Origin of the sequence: Halomicronema sp. CCY15110, from assembly GCF_016888165.1 — a bacterium.
In the GTDB taxonomy this organism is placed as follows: Bacteria; Cyanobacteriota; Cyanobacteriia; order Phormidesmidales; family Phormidesmidaceae; genus Halomicronema.
In genome coordinates this window covers 1-18,555 of sequence record NZ_JACSWC010000085.1, presented here as the reverse complement: position 1 = coordinate 18,555, position 18,555 = coordinate 1, and the positions used below count along the sequence as shown (strand labels likewise).

At 55.1% G+C, this 18,555-nt stretch carries 17 protein-coding genes; 11 read left to right on the top strand and 6 right to left on the bottom strand.

All coding sequences use genetic code 11. The features are described from left to right. Positions 1-115 precede the first annotated feature (115 nt). The 3 genes from JUK32_RS01080 to JUK32_RS01075 all read left to right on the top strand — a co-directional run bounded on the left by JUK32_RS01080 (position 116) and on the right by JUK32_RS01075 (position 1,539). On the top strand, positions 116-736 hold the full coding sequence (locus JUK32_RS01080; RefSeq protein ID WP_204137012.1) for a hypothetical protein: 621 nt from the start codon (positions 116-118) through the stop codon (positions 734-736). A 118-nt stretch (positions 737-854) separates the two neighbouring features. Then, positions 855-1,151: a hypothetical protein gene (locus JUK32_RS28600; RefSeq protein WP_375541544.1), complete on the top strand. Its 297-nt coding sequence runs from the start codon at positions 855-857 to the stop codon at positions 1,149-1,151. 7 nt (positions 1,152-1,158) lie between these two features. After that, positions 1,159-1,539, top strand: a complete 381-nt coding sequence (locus JUK32_RS01075; RefSeq protein ID WP_204137011.1) for a PIN domain-containing protein — start codon at positions 1,159-1,161, stop codon at positions 1,537-1,539. Positions 1,540-1,687: 148 nt separating this feature from the next. Here the strand turns inward: JUK32_RS01075 and JUK32_RS01070 are convergent, their stop codons facing one another. From JUK32_RS01070 to glnT, 3 genes are all read right to left on the bottom strand, one after another. Continuing rightward, positions 1,688-3,085, bottom strand: coding sequence for an aldehyde dehydrogenase family protein (locus tag JUK32_RS01070; protein WP_204137010.1), 1,398 nt, complete (start codon positions 3,083-3,085; stop codon positions 1,688-1,690). Positions 3,086-3,342: 257 nt separating this feature from the next. After that, a complete protein-coding gene (locus JUK32_RS01065) occupies positions 3,343-4,542 on the bottom strand; it encodes an iron-containing alcohol dehydrogenase (RefSeq protein WP_204137009.1) in 1,200 nt (399 codons plus the stop codon). Beyond that, positions 4,529-5,854, bottom strand: a complete 1,326-nt coding sequence (gene glnT / locus JUK32_RS01060) for a type III glutamate--ammonia ligase (protein WP_204137008.1) — start codon at positions 5,852-5,854, stop codon at positions 4,529-4,531. The genes JUK32_RS01065 and glnT overlap by 14 nt, the downstream gene beginning before the upstream one ends. A gap of 707 nt (positions 5,855-6,561) precedes the next feature. Here glnT and JUK32_RS01055 point away from each other — a divergent pair. Then, positions 6,562-7,941, top strand: coding sequence for an ammonium transporter (locus JUK32_RS01055; RefSeq protein WP_204137007.1), 1,380 nt, complete (start codon positions 6,562-6,564; stop codon positions 7,939-7,941). A 37-nt stretch (positions 7,942-7,978) separates the two neighbouring features. Then, a complete protein-coding gene (locus JUK32_RS01050; RefSeq protein WP_204137006.1) occupies positions 7,979-8,416 on the top strand; it encodes a hypothetical protein in 438 nt (145 codons plus the stop codon). A gap of 77 nt (positions 8,417-8,493) precedes the next feature. Here JUK32_RS01050 and JUK32_RS01045 read toward each other — a convergent pair whose 3' ends face one another. Together JUK32_RS01045 and JUK32_RS01040 are read right to left on the bottom strand one after the other, a co-directional pair. Continuing rightward, the gene (locus tag JUK32_RS01045; RefSeq protein WP_204137005.1) at positions 8,494-9,219 is read right to left on the bottom strand and encodes a gamma-glutamyl-gamma-aminobutyrate hydrolase family protein; all 726 of its coding nucleotides are present in this window, start codon (positions 9,217-9,219) and stop codon (positions 8,494-8,496) included. 124 nt (positions 9,220-9,343) lie between these two features. Further along, positions 9,344-10,246 carry a phytanoyl-CoA dioxygenase family protein gene (locus JUK32_RS01040; protein WP_204137004.1) on the bottom strand — a complete coding sequence of 301 codons (903 nt, stop codon included), beginning with the start codon at positions 10,244-10,246 and terminating at the stop codon, positions 9,344-9,346. Positions 10,247-10,537: 291 nt separating this feature from the next. Between JUK32_RS01040 and JUK32_RS01035 the strand changes: the two genes are divergently transcribed. The 4 genes from JUK32_RS01035 to JUK32_RS01020 all read left to right on the top strand — a co-directional run bounded on the left by JUK32_RS01035 (position 10,538) and on the right by JUK32_RS01020 (position 14,413). Then, on the top strand, positions 10,538-11,248 hold the full coding sequence (locus JUK32_RS01035; protein WP_239112188.1) for an ABC transporter substrate-binding protein: 711 nt from the start codon (positions 10,538-10,540) through the stop codon (positions 11,246-11,248). 132 nt (positions 11,249-11,380) lie between these two features. Beyond that, positions 11,381-13,249 carry a DUF1989 domain-containing protein gene (locus JUK32_RS01030; RefSeq protein ID WP_239112187.1) on the top strand — a complete coding sequence of 623 codons (1,869 nt, stop codon included), beginning with the start codon at positions 11,381-11,383 and terminating at the stop codon, positions 13,247-13,249. A 72-nt stretch (positions 13,250-13,321) separates the two neighbouring features. Beyond that, on the top strand, positions 13,322-13,882 hold the full coding sequence (locus JUK32_RS01025) for a Uma2 family endonuclease (protein ID WP_204137002.1): 561 nt from the start codon (positions 13,322-13,324) through the stop codon (positions 13,880-13,882). 9 nt (positions 13,883-13,891) lie between these two features. Continuing rightward, complete coding sequence (locus tag JUK32_RS01020) at positions 13,892-14,413, top strand: hypothetical protein (RefSeq protein ID WP_204137001.1); 522 nt, start codon at positions 13,892-13,894, stop codon at positions 14,411-14,413. 30 nt (positions 14,414-14,443) lie between these two features. Here JUK32_RS01020 and JUK32_RS01015 read toward each other — a convergent pair whose 3' ends face one another. After that, positions 14,444-15,796: an aspartate aminotransferase family protein gene (locus tag JUK32_RS01015; protein WP_239112186.1), complete on the bottom strand. Its 1,353-nt coding sequence runs from the start codon at positions 15,794-15,796 to the stop codon at positions 14,444-14,446. A gap of 323 nt (positions 15,797-16,119) precedes the next feature. On the opposite strand from JUK32_RS01015, the gene JUK32_RS01010 reads away from it, so the two are divergent. Further along, complete coding sequence (locus JUK32_RS01010) at positions 16,120-16,842, top strand: type 1 glutamine amidotransferase (protein WP_204137000.1); 723 nt, start codon at positions 16,120-16,122, stop codon at positions 16,840-16,842. A gap of 142 nt (positions 16,843-16,984) precedes the next feature. Further along, on the top strand, positions 16,985-18,343 hold the full coding sequence (locus tag JUK32_RS01005) for an NAD(P)/FAD-dependent oxidoreductase (RefSeq protein WP_204136999.1): 1,359 nt from the start codon (positions 16,985-16,987) through the stop codon (positions 18,341-18,343). Positions 18,344-18,555: the final 212 nt, after the last annotated feature.

Here is an 18,555-nt window from a genome sequence, read left to right as displayed (position 1 = left end):
CTCACAGATGGCTCCCCTTCTCAATCTGAGAATCTAGCTACATCAATACTCTCAGGACTTTTCTGCACCACTAAGCGTTATATCTGAAACAGATGATTGTTTTTTGTGGGGCAGTGTGCACGAATGGTTACATATAGCCAGTTCACTCGAGTCTGTCACTTTAAATACCATCAAGAACAACCGAAGCTTTGGTTGGTGTAGAGATTCTGATGAATATGATTTGGCACGTGATAAATTATTAAACAGCTTTGTCCAAAAGCTTACTATCTTTAATTTTGTTTGGGGGGCTCTTGAATCAGCAATTGACATAGTTAAGCCTCCTAAGCACCCTGAAAAAGATAAACGAGGCAAGATTAGTAACACGTGTTATTTGATAGGGAAAAGATTTAATGCTGATTCACAGGTTTCAGGCTTAGAAGAAGCAAACATTGCTTTCAAGGAAATTTCTAGTAAGTGCTTTGGACTCGAGCGAATAAAAAATAGGATTTCAAGGATACAAGATTATGGAGAGTCAGGAGTTGGCTTATACGCTGTCTACGAATTGAGAAACTTATTTGCGCATGGTAGCATTTCGTTTCCTGAACCAGATGAAGACAACGAGCCAAATAGCCCATATGACTCTTTAGTCGAACATGCTACACGGATAGTTTTACTTTCAATTCAAATGCTAATAATTCATCATTTTGATGCAAAATTTGATGCAAAAAATATGAAATATGGCATAACTCAGATTTAAAGATGCTTGATGATGTTTTACGCTCATGTCATTTAGAAGAAGAGGCCAATAGTGAACAACTGAGTTTGTTGTGATAAGGAGGTACGGGAAGCCAACCGCGAGTAAAATAAAATCAGATATGAGTAGAGTGAATATTATTAGAGGAGAGCATATCTTGAATATCAGCTTAGAGCTATCTTCAGAGCTAGAACATGAATTATCCACTGAAGCATCTCAGCTTAAATTACCCTTGACAGAGTATATTCTACGAGTTCTCTCCTTCCGCCCTTTTCTCCAAAATCCTCCGAAAACAGGGTTGGAGCTCGTGGCTTACTGGGAAAGCGTTGGGGTAGTCGGTTCTCGACCTGATATCACGGATAGTCAGGAACACGCACGCAAGTTGCGCGACCAAGCCGAACACCGTCAGCAGGCTTAGATAGTGAATGTACTTGGTTGATACTGATGTCATGATTGACATCCAGCGGAGTTACGCGCCTGCACTCGCATGGTTTGCCTCAGTCTCAGAACTGCCAAGCATTCCTGGGTTTGTGGTGATGGAATTGATTCAGGACGCTCAGAACAAGCAACAGGTTCGTAAAGTTCTACAGATGGTGGCTCCGTTGCAAATCGTTTGGCCTACCGAGACTGATTGTGCTCGGGCTCTGTCTGATTTCACCGTCTATCATCTGTCCCATAAGGTCGGTCTAATTGATGCATTGATTGCTGCTTGTGCCGTTGGGCGCAATGCAACTCTCTGTACTTTCAATGTAAAGCACTATCGAGTTATCCCAGGCTTGAGCATGGAGCAACCTTATAGCCGCTGAACCGCCTAACACTGCGTGGCAGCGGACGGAACAGAGGTTATCTGTGGAAATTGAGGAATCTACCGCCGCCGCACTTCACCATTAACTAGCCAGAGTAGTTGATCAAACCTGGCCTAGCTCATCATCTACAGTGTCAAGTTCAAATTAATCACTGGCGGAGGTGCCAGCCGCGCGGTTGGGTAAAGGTGCGAATGCCCTCTAGCGAAAGGGTGGTGCCGACACCAGAGTGGCCGCGTCCTGACCAGGGAAGTTGGGGGCTGACGCGATCGCAGCAGTTCCAGTAGGCAGTGCCGCTGTTGATTTGTCCCAGGATGTGGATGGCACGGGAGCGATCGGCACTATACACGGCGGCGGTTAGGCCATAGTCAGTATCGTTCATCAGGGAGATCGCCTCGGCATCGCTTTCCACTTTTTGAATCCCAATGACCGGGCCAAAGGTTTCATCGCGCATCACGGCCATGTCATGGGTGACCTCCGTAAGCACCGTGGGCGCAAAATACCAGCCTGTCCCATCAATGCGGTGGCCGCCACAGTGCAGCGTCGCCCCTTGAGTTACGGCATCTTTGACTTGACGCTCCAGTTCATCCAGGTGAATCTGGCGGCTGATCGGGCCTAAGTAAGTGTTGGGATCGGTGGGGTCGCCCATGACGAAGCCCTGAACCGTCTCCAGGTAGGCGGCTAGGAATTCCTCGTAGATCGCCGCGTGGACGTAGATGCGCTCGATCGCACAGCAGCTCTGACCATTGTTGTAAAACGAGCCATCGGCGACAGCAGCGGCAACGGCAGCGACATCCGGCACATCGTCACAAATGTAGGCGGGGTCTTTGCCCCCCAGCTCTAGCTGCACCTTGGCGAGCTGAGCGGCGGCAGCGGCGGCAATTTTTTTGCCCGTCGTGTAGGAGCCGGTGAAAAACACTCCGTTTAAGGGCTGTTCCAGCAGGGTTGCGCCCGTCGCGCCGCCGCCGATGATGGGCACAAAAATGTCTTCGGGAATGCCGGCAGTGTGAAGGAGATCAGCGATCGCCAACCCCGTCAAAGCCGCAAATTCCGAAGGCTTATACAGCACCGCATTCCCCGTCAGCAACGCGGGGATGAAAACGTTGGAGCCGACAAAGTAGGGATAGTTCCACGCAGAAATGTTGGCGATGACGCCCAGTGGGTCATAGGAAATGACTTCCTCTAAGTCCCCCGTACCAGGAATCCCGATCGGTTCCTGATGCACCACATCCGGCGCGAGCACCTGGGCCACGTGGTCGATGAAAAAATTCAGCCGGGTCTGGGTCGTGGCCAGCTCATTGTTGGATTGGGTGATGGGCTTACCGGTTTCTGCGGTCAGCGTCGCGGCCAAATCTGCTTGCCGCTGGCCGAGCAGGTCACGGAATCGAGCGATCGCGGCTATTCGCTCTGCCAAAGGACTGCCCGCCCAAGCGGGCTGAGCCTGCCGCGCCGCCGCCGCCTTTTGCTGAATGGTGGTGGCATCGTCGATGGGAATTTCTTTGACCAGCGTTGCGGTCGCCGGGTTAATGATCGAGAGGTGGGTTTGCATGGGGAGTCAGGGGGTAGGGGAGTGGATGGGGTGATGGGGTAGGGGCGAGGCCTTCTCGATGTCACGTTTTGGCAAGACCGATGTTTGATTTTGAGAAGGCCTCGTCCGTACGGCATGTCGGGGAATGCAACATTTTGCCAGACCGATGCGTCGCACCCATTTTTTGAACTCGGATTCCAGATGCCACCCCATCACCCCATCCCTGCGGGCAGCCGCTTCGTGTCTACACCCCGTCACCCCGTCACCCCATCACCCTGTTACGCGGCGAAGGCGTCCTGGTAAAGAGCGTGAAAGTCGGCTTCGGTGACTGGCCGGGGATTCATCGGATGACAGCCATCCTGCATCGCAACGCCCACCAGCTGATCAGTGGCTTTGGTTGAGATTCCCAGATCGGTCAGCGTGTCGGGAATGCCGATCGCTTGTCGCAAGGCCAGAATCCACTCGATGAACGCTTTGCCGCTGGTGGCTCCGGGCTGCACGGTTTGGGCCATGCGGAGGAACTTGGCAGGCTCAGCGGGCAGGTTAAAGCGCATGGCGGCGGGCAGCATCATGGCATTAGCCAGACCGTGGTGGGTGTCGCACACCGTCGAGAGGGCGTGGGCGCAGGAATGGGTGACCCCCAGCCCTTTTTGAAAGGCGATCGCCCCCATCATCGACGCATTCAACATGCCGCCGCGTGCCGTCAGGTGAGCCGCCTGTTCAGCTTCGCTAAGGGATTCACCCGCCGCTAACCGTTGCGCAAAGGTGACACAGTCTTTGAGATGGATGGCGACCAGGTGCAGCCCTTCCAATGCAATGCCGTCACAAATGGGATGAAACCCTTTCGCCAGAAACGCCTCGATCAAATGGGTCAGGGCATCCATGCCGGTGGCGGCGGTGATCTTGGCGGGGAGCCCCAGCAGCAGTTCCGGATCAGCCAGCACCACCTGGGGCAAGAGTTGCGGATCAAACATGATCTTTTTGGCGTGGGTAGCGTCGTCAGAAATGACCGTGCTGCGACCCACTTCGCTGCCGGTACCTGCGGTGGTGGGAATCGCCAAAATCGGGGGAATTGGCTGATCCACCGGACGGGCATCGGGGCGACCGTCTTCGTAATCAAACAGATGACCAGGATGATGGGCCATGAGAGCGATCGCTTTGGCCACATCCATCGGCGCACCGCCCCCCACCGCCACAATGCCGTCGGCTTCGTGGTCTTTGAATGCGGCGAGTCCGGCCTCAACCTGGGAGACGACAGGATTGCCCCATACCCCGCTAAAGGTCGTCACTGGCAGGTCGGCCAAGGAGTCGATCAGAGTGGGAAACCAGGGGAGCTGAGCAATGTCGCGATCGCTCACCACCAGTGGCCGTTGCAACCCCAAAGCTTTGACCTGAGCTAACAACCGACTCCGTGCCCCCGCCCCAAAGTGAATCATCGTGGGGAACTGGTAAGTATGAATGGCACTAGCAGTTGACATAAGCCTCCATTTCCCAAGGCGTGATCTGCGAGGTGTACTGCTGCCACTCCCCGTACTTAAATTCAAAGAAGGTTTTGGCGGCGGCGTCACCGATCGCCCCCATCAACAGGTCGTCTTGCTTCAGGCACTCCAGCGCCTCTAACAGGCTGGCGGGCAACACGTCCAAATCCGGAAATTCCGAGCCGCGCACAAACAGGTTCGCATCAATACGGGGGCCGGGGGTGAGCTGCTGCTCAATGCCCTCTAGACCAGCGGTTAAGAGTCCGGCCAGCGCTAAATAAAGATTGACCGAGCCATCAATGATGCGACATTCAAACCGTCCCGCCTCCGGAATCCGCAGCATGTGGGTACGGTTGTTGCCCCCGTAGGAAATGTATCGCGGACTCCAGGTACTGCCAGAGGTCGTCATCGTGGCACCTAAGCGCCGGTAAGAATTCACCGTCGGACTACACAGCGCCGTTAGCCCCTTCGCATGGGCCAGCACCCCCGCGAGAAACTGATACCCGACGGGGGAGAGCCCGCCATCGTCCGCCCCCGCCTCAAACACATTCGTATCCCCCTGCCAGAGACTGTTGTGGACATGCGCCCCGTTCCCTGTGAGGTGGCTGAACGGCTTGGGCATAAACGTGGCGGTTAACCCTCGCTGCTCGGCCAGGGTTTTGACCATGTATTTGAAGAAGACGTGGCGATCTGCCGTGACCCGCGCGTCGTTATAGGTCCAGTTGATCTCAAACTGACCGTTGGCGTCTTCATGGTCACACTGGTACGGCTCCCAACCCAAATCTTCCATGTAGGTGACCAGGGTGGAAATGAAATCGTATTGCCGCATCAAGTTGAGCTGGTCATAGCAGGGCCGCTCGGCAATGTCTTTGCTATCGGCGATCGCATACCCGCCATCGGTTTCCTTGAGCAAAAAAAATTCTGCCTCTACCCCGGCTTTGTAGCTATATCCCATCTGCGTGCAGCGATCCAAGGCGCGGTTCAAAATCATGCGTGGCGCGGCGGCAAAGGGTTCACCGTCAAAATACACGTCGCTCGCTACCCACCCGACCGTTGGCTCCCACGGCAGCACGATCAGAGAATCGGGGTCAGGAATGACCGCAATTTCCGCCGCGTCCGGCCCCAGCCCCAAATTGGAGGCGAAGGAAGCAAAAAAGGCACCATCTTTTTCAACCGAAGCAATCTTTGCCGCTGGGACTAATTTGGCCCGGGTGCCGCCCAAGAGGTCGGTGTAGGAAACCAAGAAAAATTTTAGTCCGAGTGCTTTTGCCTTTTCTGCAAGGGATGCTTGCTGCTGCACTGTGCCAACCATGCCCAGGGTCTCCAGATTCACTACCACAAGAGCTGATTTTGAGGGGCAAAAGCGCTGTGCTTTGTATGTTTTGATACACTTTTTCGTTGTCGTAATAAAACAACTGAATTCAATTAAATCGGCTGCCGAATCTTTCAAGTTAGACCGGCAATTCCATCGAGCCCCATGATTCTCGATATCGGCTAAACCAGACGCACTGACTCAGCAACGGAGCTGACGAAGATCGCCAAAACTTTCGCCCTCAACTTCCAGACGGGATTGCTCGGAATTGACTAGCGCTCGAAATATCTTTGCCTTCGGTCTACCAAAAAGTACAAACCCGCAAAACACTGCCATCAGCTTTCCTCTAGCTGAGTGAATTTCCTAGTGTTTTTAGGGCGGGTAGCAACTGATACATTCCAAAACTGGTATTAGTTGCAGACTCTTAACAAATTAATTGGCATTGTGAACTCAAGCCTTGCCAAGTGAGCGCGATTGCGGAAGTCACTTCAGGATTTATTGAGTCGATCCTAGATTCTCATGGAGTTTGCGATCGCTCATGTTTTTTGTTCTCTGAGTACTGCGCAAGTGACTCGTAGATTTTCGCAGGTTATTTGGATTTCGAGAAATTCAAAGGTTTCGGGCAGTTTTTGGACCTGCAAATCTGATGCATTTCTTAGGGATATTCTCACCCTGTAGTGTGTTTGTCTGTTGTTTAGGAGTTAGGTATGGAGCCTGAAGCACAAGCGTTTTTAGGAACCTTTGTTGCAGAGTCCTATTATTACTGGGCCTCTGTGTTCATGTTGATCATTCACGTGGGCTTCTTGGCTTACGAGGGCGGCGCTTCTCGCGCCAAGAACGTGTTAGCCACGATGGTCAAGAACCTGCTGACCCTAGCCGTAGTCGGTCTTTCCTTCTATTTCTTCGGCTATTGGGTCTATGCCGGGTTTTCAATTTTTCCGCGGTTTGGTGGCATCCTGGGTCCCTGGAGTTCAGCACTGCCGGAAAATCTGGGTCCCCTGGATGGCGAAGGGCTGCTGGATTTTGTAGCCGCAACTTATCCTTGGTCGGCGTCGATGGGCCCCAACATTGGGGATAATCTGACCGGCGTTTTCTTCTTTGCCTTCGCGCTGTTTGCAATGACGACGGCTTCCATCATGTCGGGTGCCGTCATCGAGCGGATTCGCTTAGGTGCTTACTTGATTTTGGCCTCCATCTTAGGTGGCTTTTTGTGGGTGGTTGCAGCGTCTTGGGGCTGGAACTACTGGGGTTGGTTTAACTCTATGGGCTACCACGATTTCGGCTGTTCTGCGGTCGTTCATGGGGTCTCCGGTTTCTTCGCACTGGGCGTATTGATCAACTTAGGGCCACGGATTGGGAAGTACGATTATCAAGGCAATCCGCGCACCATCATGCCCCACAACTTGCCCCTCACAATGGTGGGCTTGATGCTGATTTTCGTCGGCTTCTATGCCTTCCTGGCCGGCTGTGTGATTTTCTTGCCGGGGGCGACTGTCGAGACTTCGATCTACGGTTCGCCAATGACGCTGGCTTCAGTCGGGGTTAACACCACATTGGCCCTCTGTATCGGTATTGTGGCGGCTTACCTCGGCTCTAAAGGCGATCCGTTCTTCACTATTTCTGGCGGCTTAGCTGGAATTATTTCGGTGGGGGCTGGCCTCGATCTGTATGCTCCGCCTCTGGTGCTTCTGATTGCCTTTATCGGGGCTTATACCATGCCCTTTGTCGGCAAACTTGTTGAAAAGATGGGCATTGATGATGCGGTGGGGGCCTTTGCGGTTCACGGTTATTGCGGCGTGCTTGGCTCGATGGCGGTCGGGGTCATGGCGACGGGATATTCCGTGGGTACCTTCCCGCCGACTAACTTCATGGCGCAGCTAATCGGCACTTTCCTCTGCACGATCGTGCTCGGTCTGATTCCTGGGTATGGCATTAGCTGGGTGCTGAACAAGCTCAACTTGTTGCGGGTACCGCCTGAGGAAGAGATCGAAGGTCTCGATTTGGGTGACTTTGGCATCGAAGGCTATCCTGAGTTTTCCATGATCGCAGAGGACGATGCGATCGATGAGCCAGTGCGTGTCCCTTAGATCGGTCGAAGGATTGACGTCATTTGGAGAAAAAACAGTGATTACTTGGTTATTGGGGGCAGCAAGCCCATTTCAAAGTTGGGAAGAATTTGAAGGCGCGATTGACGGGCCAACGGGTGGGGCGATTTACACCTTCGCCGATCGCCCTGTGTTAATCGGGATTATGTTGGTCGTGGCGGCACTCATATTTTTGTACTTCCTCTATGCCTCCTTTCATATCAGCGGGGGCGAGTCTACGGCTAAGAGTCCTTCGACTTTGGGCCTGTTGCTAGTGGCGGGGGCAGCTTCGGCGATGGCTTCGTTGTACGAAGGTTTCAATGAGCAAAATCGGGTGCGGGAGGCGGCTCGCCCCGGTGAGGTGACTCAGGTTAGCGAGACCTCTCGTAAATTGCCAGCGGCGATGGTTGGCATGATGGGCATGGTTGGCGTGACCAAGCGCAAAAAAACGAGCCGCCGCATTCGGCTCAATCGCTAAGGTTTCTGCTTTCGCATTTCTTTGGACATAAAATGTCCCTACTCAAAGCACTTGAACGGTCGAATTCGATTCGTTGTTCAGGTGCTTTTTTGATGGGGGGTGGCCGCAGTGACAAACGCCTGAAAGAGTTTGATCTGATAGCCGTCATGGATTGACATTTCAGGATGCCACTGCACGGCCAATAGCCACGGATGCTGAGGATAGGCGATCGCCTCAATCAACCCATCGGGAGCCTGAGCCGCGAGTTGCCAGTTGGGGGGCGGAGTTTTAATCGCCTGATGATGCCAGGAGACGACGGGAATTTGCTCTGACTCGAAAATCTCTGCCAGGTAGCTATCTGGAGTGATTGTGACTGAATGCTGAACCGGCTGGGCACGAGTCTGCACGTTGGGCGGTTCGAGCCGATGCGGCATGGTCGTGAAAACATCCGGCACGTGGGGAATCAGGTTGTCGCCACCACTGGCCAGGTTGAGCACCTGCAAGCCGCGACAGATGCCAAGCGTCGGGATATCCGATCGCAGGACCTGCTTAGCCAGGTCGAGTTCGAAGCGATCGCGCTCCTCATCCAGGCTATAAATCATCGGGTGTGCGTCGCCCCCAAAGCAAGCGGGCGAGACATCCCCGCCGCCGCTGAAAATGATGCCATCCAAGCGATCGAGCAAAACTTCGGGGTGCGCTTCCCCTGGGGTGAGCAAAACGGGAACGCCGCCCGCGAGTCGCACTGCCTCTAAATAGTTGGCATAGAGACGAAATTCATTCATCGCATTTCGCCCATAGCTGGTGATGCCGATTAGGGGGAGCATAGGGGGTAAATGAGTGAGAGGGTGATGGGGTGATGGGGGGTAGACGCAGAGTGGCTTCCCCCAGGGTTGGGGTGATGGGGTGATGGATTAACGACTCCTCTACTCCATCACTCCCCTACTCCCTCTACCCTAATGCCACCACTACTGGCGCGATCGCATCCTCACAGTGGCTAGCCAAATGCCGCGATCGCTGGCCATCCTCAGTCCACAAAATGGGGAAAAAGGATTCGTCCATCACATCGCTGTCCACCTTTTTGTAACGACCGTAGATGTACCCGGCAGGATGCTCGCTGAAGCAAGCTTCAGAACTGATGGTGTGAATGCCGAGGCTGCGCCGGGGATGGGTCGCGCTCAAATTTTTGCCCGAGCCGTGCCAGGTCAGTCCGTGGTGAAAGGCACAGCCCCCAGCGGGAACCGTGACGGGGACAATTTCCGGTTCATCCACACCGGCGGCTTGGGCGGTTTGCTGCATGGCCCAGCGATAGTCTTTGGTCGGCGCGTGAAATTCACCCACCACAGATTTCAGCAGGGGCCAGCGATGGGAGCCGCGCACGTATTGCAGGGTACCGATTTCCAGATTTACATCGTCGAGGGCAATCCAGCAGGTCACCATCTCGTTGGGCGTCAGATAGTCAATGTAAGCGCCATCCTGATGCAGGGCAATTTCCTTGCCGCCACCGGGGGGTTTAAACCACAGGCTGTCTTGACCAATGCGGGCACCGGGCCAACCGGCAAGTTGGGCACTGAGACGACCCACCTCAGAGGATAGAGACACGCTGGCGATGGTGCGATCGCACTTCCAGGCATTGCAGATTTCGCGGGTGACATCCGGCAGACTCAGCCCCGGTCGCCAGTACCATTCATCGGGATAGATACCCGTTTCAAACTCACCATGAAAGAGCGGCTGAATGCGATCGCGCAGCCGTTCCACGAGATCCATATCGATGAAGTTTTCGAGAATCAGAAACCCATCGGTTTGATACTGTTGCAGTTGGCGATCGGTGAGTTGAATCGGTTGCTGGGACATGGGTCTATCGAACCGTGGTAGGAGTGAATGGACTTTAAATTGTGATGGATGGAAGGCCAGTTAGGAGATGGACGGCTAGCTTTTTTGTCAACCTTCAGTAACAAGTCGTTGGCTGGGAATCATCAAGAACTGGCTCTGCCGACAAGTCGCACCAGCGTTTTGACAGACACCGCTAAATACCGGCTCACTTCGCAATATACCGTTGCTTTCCCACCTCAGTTTGTGAATCTGGTTACGACTTCGAAAGTCTGAATGCTGCACAATGACAATTTTGCTGAGGGCACTATCAGTATGGAATTGGCTACGTTAACGCCGGGGCAACTCACCATTGGGGCCAGCGATTTTGACGCGCGGCCCATGACCTATGTCGAAGACGGGCAGCGCTGGGGCTACGAACCCGATGTGGCGCGGGCGGTGTGCGCCAAACTGGGGCTAGAGCCGGTGTGGCTGAACTTGCCCATGGCCGAGTTTTACAGCACTCTACAGGCCAAAACCTGCGACCTTGTGTGGTTCAACCAGGCCGTCACACCAGAACGGCAGAAACATAGCGTCTTTACCCGACCCTATGGTCTGTTTAACGAAGCCATTATCGTGCGGGCCGATGACGGCATTGAGTCGGCGGCCGATTTAGCCGGACGCAAAATGGCGGGACTCGCCGACAGCACCAATGTCGAATTGGGGCAGCAGTTTGAGGGCGTAGAGCTGATCCCGTTTCCGGGCACCGACAAGGTGCTGCAAGAGATGCTCGCGGCCCTGCGCACGGGTGAGGTCGATGCGGTGGTGGATGATGAACTGGTGTTAGTCACCGCAGCGGAAGCAGATCCCAGCTTGCGTCTAGCCATTACGGTGGAAACATCCCATCCATTTGCGATCGCCCTGCGCCCCGATAGCCCCGATCTCCTAACTGCCCTCAACCAGACCCTCGATCAGCTCGAAGCCGACGGCACCCTCCAGCAATTATGGGAAAAATGGATTCCCTGGCGGCCCTTCCCCTTTGTTTAACAAACCCACTGCAGGGACCCGGTCCCTCAGTGTTGACCAGAGTGTGTGGGTATTCCCGACAGGGACCGGGTCCCTAAGCCGCCCACCACCGGCATCGGCCATGGCTCTTTAATCAGGTTTCAAGCATCAACAATGTCAGAATTGCAGTTTAAATCCGCTGCTACCGCCATGTCCTTCGATGATGTGCCGCCGCCATTGAGCCACCTGGTGGCGGAATACCGCATCGAGCCGTCTACCGCGATCGCCTATCCCGTCAAAGCGGGGCAGTACATCCAGATCATCGATGTCGAAGGCTCCCAATGCTCAGACTTTCTGGCATTTGCGGGGGACCAGTACCAGGAAGCCCTCGATAGCACTGTGACGCGGACGCTGTTGGGAATGGCGATGCCCCAGGCAGGACTGCTCAGCAAATACTTTTCCCAGACGATGCAGCCCCTGGTCGAGGTCATTCAGGATACCTGCGATCGCCACGACAGTTTCATGCTGGCCTGCACTAATAAGTATTACGAGGAAGCGGGCTATTTCGACCATCCCAGTTGCAGCGACAACTTCAACACAGTGCTGGCCCCCTACGGCATCGCCCCCCGTCCCGGCTGGCCTGCAATCAACTTCTTTTTCAACACCGCTGTGGATGACAGTGGGGCGATCGCCTCGGGCGAATCGTGGTCGCGTCCCGGGGATTACGTGTTGCTCAAGGCCCATCAGGATTTGCTCTGCGCCAGTTCCGCCTGCCCCGATGACATCGATCCGGCGAACGGCTGGTTCCCAACCCCCGTCCATATTCGTATCTATGCCGCCGAAGCCAATTTCCCCAAAGCGATTGGCCGCCGGGCCGCGCGGGAACTGCCCCTGCGCCTAACCCAAGACAGTGCGTTTACCCCCCGCGTGCGATCGCTGACCCAAAACCTGGTGGAATATAACGGCTTTTGGGTGCCCGTCAGCTATCCCCACGCGGGCGATCAGGCGGAATATTGGGCGCTGCGAGAGCGGGTGGCCCTGATGGATCTCTCCGCCCTCCGCAAGTTTGAGGTCATCGGGCCAGATGCCCTGGAGTTACTGCAATGGACGTTTTCGCGCAACGTCGCCAAGCTCGCGATCGGTCAGTCGGCCTATGGCTGCCTGCTCAATCCCCACGGCGGCATGATCGATGACGGCATCGTGTTTCACCTGGGCGAGTCGGCCTATCGCTACGTGGGCAACTGCGACACCGATGGGCTCTGGCTGCAACAAGTGGCGCACGAAAAAGACTGGTCGGTTTCGGTAACGAATAGTAGCGATCGCTGGCACAACCTCGCCCTTCAAGGCCCGCATGCCCGCGATTTACTGTGTCCCCTCGTCGAAATTGACGCCGAGTGGGACATGACTGATTTCAGCGAGTTGAAATTTTTCCGCTTTGTCACGGGCACGATCGCGGGCATTCCGGTGCTGCTATCCCGCACGGGCTATACCGGCGAGCTGGGTTACGAGCTATTCGTGCATCCCAACCGGGGCGCTGAGCTGTGGGATGTGCTGATGCAGGCGGGAGCCGCCTACGACCTCTTGCCGTTGGGGATGCAGGGCCTCGATCGCGCCCGCATCGAAGCGGGCCTCCTGGCCGCCGGACGGGAATTTAATGACTTGATTTCGCCCTACCAGGCGGGCATCGGCTGGAGCGTCGGCCTGAAAACCAAACCAGATTTCATCGGTCGCGCCGCGTTAGAGAAACTCCGCGATCGCCCTCCCTTTGTCGGGGTCGGGCTGCTGTTAGACAGCAATGAGGTGGCCTGTGGGGGACAGGGCGTGCACCCTATCGGCGATCGCTGGCGAGTCGGTCATGTCACCAGCGGCACTTTCTCCCCCATCCTCAACCGCAGCATTGCCCTAGCCCAAGTCGCCCCCGAATACGCCCAACCGGGAACTGAGCTAGAAGTGGGCTTGATGGATGGCCTCAAGCGCCGAGTCCGGGCGGAAGTCGGTACCCTTTCCCTCTATGACCCCACCAAAAGTCGCGTTAGGGCATAGGCAGAAGATGCCGGGCGGCTACAGCAGCTAAGATAAACTCACTTTCAATGACCAGTCGATCACCAATCCGGTATGGTTCAGTCCCCTACTCAACTTTTGTCGCTAGATGAGTTTCTGCTGCTGCCAGAAACCGAACCCGCGAGTGAGTTTATTGATGGGGTTTTGACTCAGAAACCGATGCCACAGGGAAAACATAGCCGCCTTCAACGTCGATTTTTGAGCTGCATCAACCATGCCACTGACGGCATTGCTGAAGCGTTTCCAGAGCTGCGCTGCACATTTGCTGGGCGCTCCATCGTTCCCGATGTGGCGGTTTTTCAGCAGCAACGCATTCCTCTAGACGAGACAGGAGAAATCGCGAACGTCTTTCTCGTTTGTCCCGATTGGACGATTGAGATTCTTTCACCTCAGCAGAGCGTAACTCGCGTTACGAACAACATTTTGCATTGCTTAGAACATGACGCGGCTATGGGCTGGCTAGTCGACCCAGCAGAACGGTCAATTTTGGCTTATCCCCAAGCCCAACAGCCTAAACTCTTTAGCGGTGCTGCGGCTCTGCCCGTTCCAGAATTTGCCAAAAGCCTGAACTTAACGGTGGAACAAGTGTTTGGTTGGTTAAGGGCAGGTAGCTAGGGTGCAGTTATGACCAATACGATTTCAGCTTCAAAGGTCGATGGGGCTCAGACAAATTCCTCTGACTATTGGCTGTGGGACTTTGCGGGAGTGGATGGCTTGCAGGCGGCGATCGCCCTCTTTTCCCCAGCCATTTCCCACCTTTCCCCTTTCCAATCGCTGACAGCAGAATTCGGTCAACAGCCCTGTTCGGTGCTGCGGCTGTGTGAAAACAACTTTCGGGTAGCGCTGCCGGAGCCGATGGCGTTTGACTCTGCGATCTCTGCACTCGAACTCAGCGTCTGGGTCAAGCCCTGCCCAGCCGCTACCCTGCTGCTCCCGGTCGAAGCTGGTTTGGAACGGCTGCGGGCGATCGCGACCACCAAGCCCATTTATACGCTGCATCCATTTCCCTGCGATCGGGCCGTTCCTGCCCGCATTAACGACCTGGCGATTCTGGCCTGGCATCATTCCTGGCAGGGGCAACCTCGGCTGACCCTCCAAACCGCCCAGGAAAATGTTGAGGCCATTCAACGGGCGCTGACCTCCTAATCCTCTACGAAAATCCGATACTCATTGCCCTCACGGTAGATCACTGAGAACTTCGCCCAGAATTTCGATCATCTGATCAATGTGGGATTTTTGCAGCATCAGCGGCGGCGACAGGGCAATGATGTCGCCAGTAACGCGAATCAGTAGTCCCCGCTCAAAACAGCGCACCATACAGTCATAGGCTCGCTGACCAGGGGTTCCAGATCGGGGTGCCAACTCAATGCCCGCCACGATGCCAATATTGCGAATATCGATGACCTGGGGCGATCGCCGCAGGGAATGTACGGCCTCTTGCCAGTAGTCCTCTAAACTCGCGGCGTGTTCAAACAGACCTTCTTCCGCATACACATCGAGGGTGGCGATCGCTGCTGCACAGGCTAGCGGATGCCCAGAATAGGTGTAGCCGTGGGGAAACTCGATCGCCGCCTCGGAGCCGTGCATAAAGGCGTCATGGATTTCTTGCCGCACCAACACCGCCCCCATCGGTACGGTGCCATTCGTGATGCCTTTGGCTGCGGTGATGATATCGGGCACCACCCCAAAATAGTCAGCGGCAAAGCCCGTCCCCAGGCGACCAAACCCCGTGATCACCTCATCAAAAATCAGCAGAATGCCGTGGCGAGTGCAAATCTCCCGCAGTTTTTCTAAATAGCCAACTGGGGGCACTAGCACTCCCGTCGAACCGGCGACAGGCTCCACAATCACAGCCGCAATGTTGGACGCGTCGTGCAGCGCCACGATCCTTTCCAGCTCCGCCGCCAGATGGGCACCCCACTGAGGCTGTTTCTGGCTGAACGCATTCTCCGCCAAATTGTGAGTATGGGGCAGGTGATCGACACCGTTCAACAAACTGCCAAACAGCTTGCGATTGCCGCCAATCCCCCCCACCGAAATGCCGCCAAATCCCACCCCGTGATAGCCCCGCTCGCGACCAATCAGGCGCTGTCGGGTGCCCTCACCCCGAACACGGTGGTAGGCGATCGCCACCTTCAAAGCCGTATCGACTGCCTCTGAGCCCGAATTCGCAAAAAAGACCCGGTTCAAGCCCTCAGGGGCCAGCTGCACCAGGCGATCGGCAAGCTGAAACGGTGCCGGATGCCCCATTTGAAAGGTGGGAGCATAGTCCAGGGTCGCGGCTTGGGCCTGAATCGCCTCCACGATTTTGGCGCGACAGTGACCAGCATTGACGCACCATAGTCCCGCCGTCCCGTCCAAAATTTGTCGCCCGTCTTGACTGGTGTAGTGCATGTCTTTAGCCGCCACCATCATCCGAGGATGGGCCTTAAACTGGCGGTTCGCCGTGAATGGCATCCAAAAGGCATCTAAGTGCTCAGGCGTTGTCGAAGATGTGAGGGGCATGGGCGAGGGTGTCAACGGCTGCATCGTGGTTCCACTCCATAATCAAGGGTCTGATTATCCTACTGGAACGGCGATGCAGCCACTGTTCGGGATAGAACAAGAAGCCCCGAATTGATGGTCAATTCGTCCAGCAATGGCGTTAGATCGCTGACCGTTTGGTTAAGCAAAAGACATTTTGGCGACCACACCGCCGCTAGTATCGAATCAATCAATCGGCATGGAAGGTGCGACGGGTTTGTATCCTTATCATGGGCTGAGCCACATCTAGATTAGAGCGCGGCGTTTTGTTGGGAGCAAGCGCTCAGTCTGGGGATGGGTCGGCAGTTGTTTGTTAATACAGGCGTGTAATGCCCCCAACCGTCTTAGTCGTACAAAATACAGCTCTCGATCCCACGGGAATACTGGGCGAGGAGTTGATGAACTGTGGGGCTCAGTTAGTCACCTGGCTACCTGAGCAGTATCCCCAGCCCCCAGTCGGAGACTACGCCGGACTCATCATCATGGGAGGGCCGATGGGAGCCTATGACGACGAACAGTTTCCTCACCTGTCGCGAACGGTGGCGCTCATCCAGCAATTTCATCGGGAAGATAAACCCATTCTGGGCGTATGTTTAGGGGCGCAGCTCATCGCCCGCGCCTTTGGCAGCAACGTTTATCCCCACACCACCCCCGAACTGGGGTTTACCCCTGTCACAGTGGTGGATGTCGCCGCTGGCGAACCCTGGCTCAAAGACTGTCCGGCAGACCTGCAACTGATGCAGTGGCACTTCGACACCTTTGATTTACCCGCGTCAGCGACGTTACTCATGGCGAACGACACCTGCCAACACCAGGCTTTTCGCATCGGCACCAAAATTTATGCTTTTCAGTTTCACCTCGAAGCGACTGCCGAAATTATTGCCAGTTGGCAAGCGATGGAAAGCGACTGGATTCAGGCGAACTATCCGGGTCTGGCCCAACAGTTTCAAACTCAGGTGAAAGCCTACGGAGATGAGGCGATCGCCTTTGCTCGCCAGGTAGCCCAAGCCTGGTTTGCCCTGCTGCCCACGCCAGCCGCATTATCACCCTAATGGGAGTAGGAGAGTAGGGGAGTAGGGGAGTGTTCTCTATCACCCCGCCACCCCATTACTCATCCACCCCGCCACCCCGTCACCCCGTCACCCCATCACCCCTTCACTATCCACCCACTTACCCAAACGGAGTCCCACACCCATGACCACTCGTGTTGCCATCATCGGCGCTGGCCCCTGCGGCTTGTCGCAGCTCCACGCCTTCGAGCAGGCTCGCCTTAAAGGTGCCGATATTCCCGAAATCGTCTGTTTTGAAAAGCAGTCGGGTTGGGGCGGGTTGTGGAATTTCACCTGGCGATCGGGCCTCAATGAGCACGGCGAACCCGTTCACGGCAGCATGTATCGCTACCTGTGGTCAAATGGCCCCAAGGAGTGTCTGGAATTCGCGGACTACACCTTTGATGAGCATTTCGGCCAACCGATTCCGTCGTTTCCGCCGCGCGAGGTGCTCTATGACTACATCACGGGGCGGGCCAAGAAAGAAAACCTGGAGCGCTACATCCATTTCAACACGGCTGTTCGTTATGTGGAATATCTCGAAGCGACCGACACGTTCCGGGTGCGCGTTCAAGATTTGGCGGCGGATCAAGAACGAACGGAAGAGTTCGACTATGTCATTGTCTCGACCGGGCATTTCTCAGTACCGAACTTGCCGTACTTTGAGGGCATCGATCGCTTTCCGGGTCGGGTGCTCCACAGCCATGATTTTCGCGAAGCACGGGAGTTTACAGGCAAAGACGTGCTGGTGGTGGGAAGCAGCTATTCTGCCGAGGATATTGCCCTGCAAAGCTATAAGTATGGAGCGCGATCGGTCACGATTAGCTATCGCACCGCGCCAATGGGCTTCGATTGGCCAGAGGGCATTAGCGAAGTCCCTCTACTCACCCGCTTAGAAGACAAGGTAGCCCATTTTAAGGACGGGACGAGTAAAGCGGTGGATGCGATCGTGCTCTGTGTGGGCTATCAGCATCACTTCCCCTTCCTGGCCGACAATCTGCGTCTGAAAACTAAGAACCTGCTTTATCCTGGCTCTCTCTACAAAGGTATTTTCTGGGAGCCGAATCCAAAGCTGATGTACATCGGCATGCAAGACCAGTTCTATACCTTCAGCATGTTTGACGTACAGGCCTTCTATGCCCGTGACGTGGTGCTGGGCCGCATCACCCTGCCGGATGCAGCGACAATGGCCCAAGACATTGGCCTCTGGCAACAGCGCGAAGAGGCGCTGAAGGATGCCTTTGAGCAAATTGATTACCAGAAAGATTACATTGTCGAGCTGGCCGACTGTGTAGACTACGCGCCCTGCGATTGGGAGATGACCACCGAGTTATTCAAAGAGTGGGAACACGACAAAGAGCACAGCATCCTCGGCTATCGCGACAAGGCCTTTACGTCTCCTTGCACGGGCACCAAAGCACCTGTGCATCACACCCCCTGGATTGAAGCGATGGATGATTCGATGGCTTGTTTTTTAGAAAAGCAGGCGGTCAAGACCCCTTGACTTACAACCCGCTCTTTAGGCGCACGGTCAGCCGACATCGTCAACCGATAGAAACCGTGACCTTTGGCATTTGACGAGTCGCTTGGCACAGAAAATCGGACCAAATCGCAGCTCGTATACTTTAGGGCCATATAGCAGCCCTCTAAAGGTGTTTTCAATACCGCTTAATAATTGCTGTCACTCAGCCCGAGAGGAAGACGGAGCTAGTGAGG

Coding starts and splice junctions, on each gene's coding strand:
- JUK32_RS01025 (WP_204137002.1), top strand. CDS start 13,322: ATGGTTCAGTCCCCTACTCAACTTTTGTCGCTAGATGAGTTTCTGCTG.
- JUK32_RS01070 (WP_204137010.1), bottom strand. CDS start 3,085: ATGCAAACCCACCTCTCGATCATTAACCCGGCGACCGCAACGCTGGTC.
- JUK32_RS01040 (WP_204137004.1), bottom strand. CDS start 10,246: ATGTCCCAGCAACCGATTCAACTCACCGATCGCCAACTGCAACAGTAT.
- JUK32_RS01020 (WP_204137001.1), top strand. CDS start 13,892: ATGACCAATACGATTTCAGCTTCAAAGGTCGATGGGGCTCAGACAAAT.
- JUK32_RS01035 (WP_239112188.1), top strand. CDS start 10,538: ATGGAATTGGCTACGTTAACGCCGGGGCAACTCACCATTGGGGCCAGC.
- JUK32_RS01065 (WP_204137009.1), bottom strand. CDS start 4,542: ATGTCAACTGCTAGTGCCATTCATACTTACCAGTTCCCCACGATGATT.
- JUK32_RS01030 (WP_239112187.1), top strand. CDS start 11,381: ATGTCAGAATTGCAGTTTAAATCCGCTGCTACCGCCATGTCCTTCGAT.
- JUK32_RS01045 (WP_204137005.1), bottom strand. CDS start 9,219: ATGCTCCCCCTAATCGGCATCACCAGCTATGGGCGAAATGCGATGAAT.
- JUK32_RS01010 (WP_204137000.1), top strand. CDS start 16,120: ATGCCCCCAACCGTCTTAGTCGTACAAAATACAGCTCTCGATCCCACG.
- JUK32_RS01055 (WP_204137007.1), top strand. CDS start 6,562: ATGGAGCCTGAAGCACAAGCGTTTTTAGGAACCTTTGTTGCAGAGTCC.
- JUK32_RS28600 (WP_375541544.1), top strand. CDS start 855: ATGAGTAGAGTGAATATTATTAGAGGAGAGCATATCTTGAATATCAGC.
- JUK32_RS01015 (WP_239112186.1), bottom strand. CDS start 15,796: ATGCAGCCGTTGACACCCTCGCCCATGCCCCTCACATCTTCGACAACG.
- JUK32_RS01075 (WP_204137011.1), top strand. CDS start 1,159: ATGTACTTGGTTGATACTGATGTCATGATTGACATCCAGCGGAGTTAC.
- JUK32_RS01005 (WP_204136999.1), top strand. CDS start 16,985: ATGACCACTCGTGTTGCCATCATCGGCGCTGGCCCCTGCGGCTTGTCG.
- glnT (WP_204137008.1), bottom strand. CDS start 5,854: ATGGTTGGCACAGTGCAGCAGCAAGCATCCCTTGCAGAAAAGGCAAAA.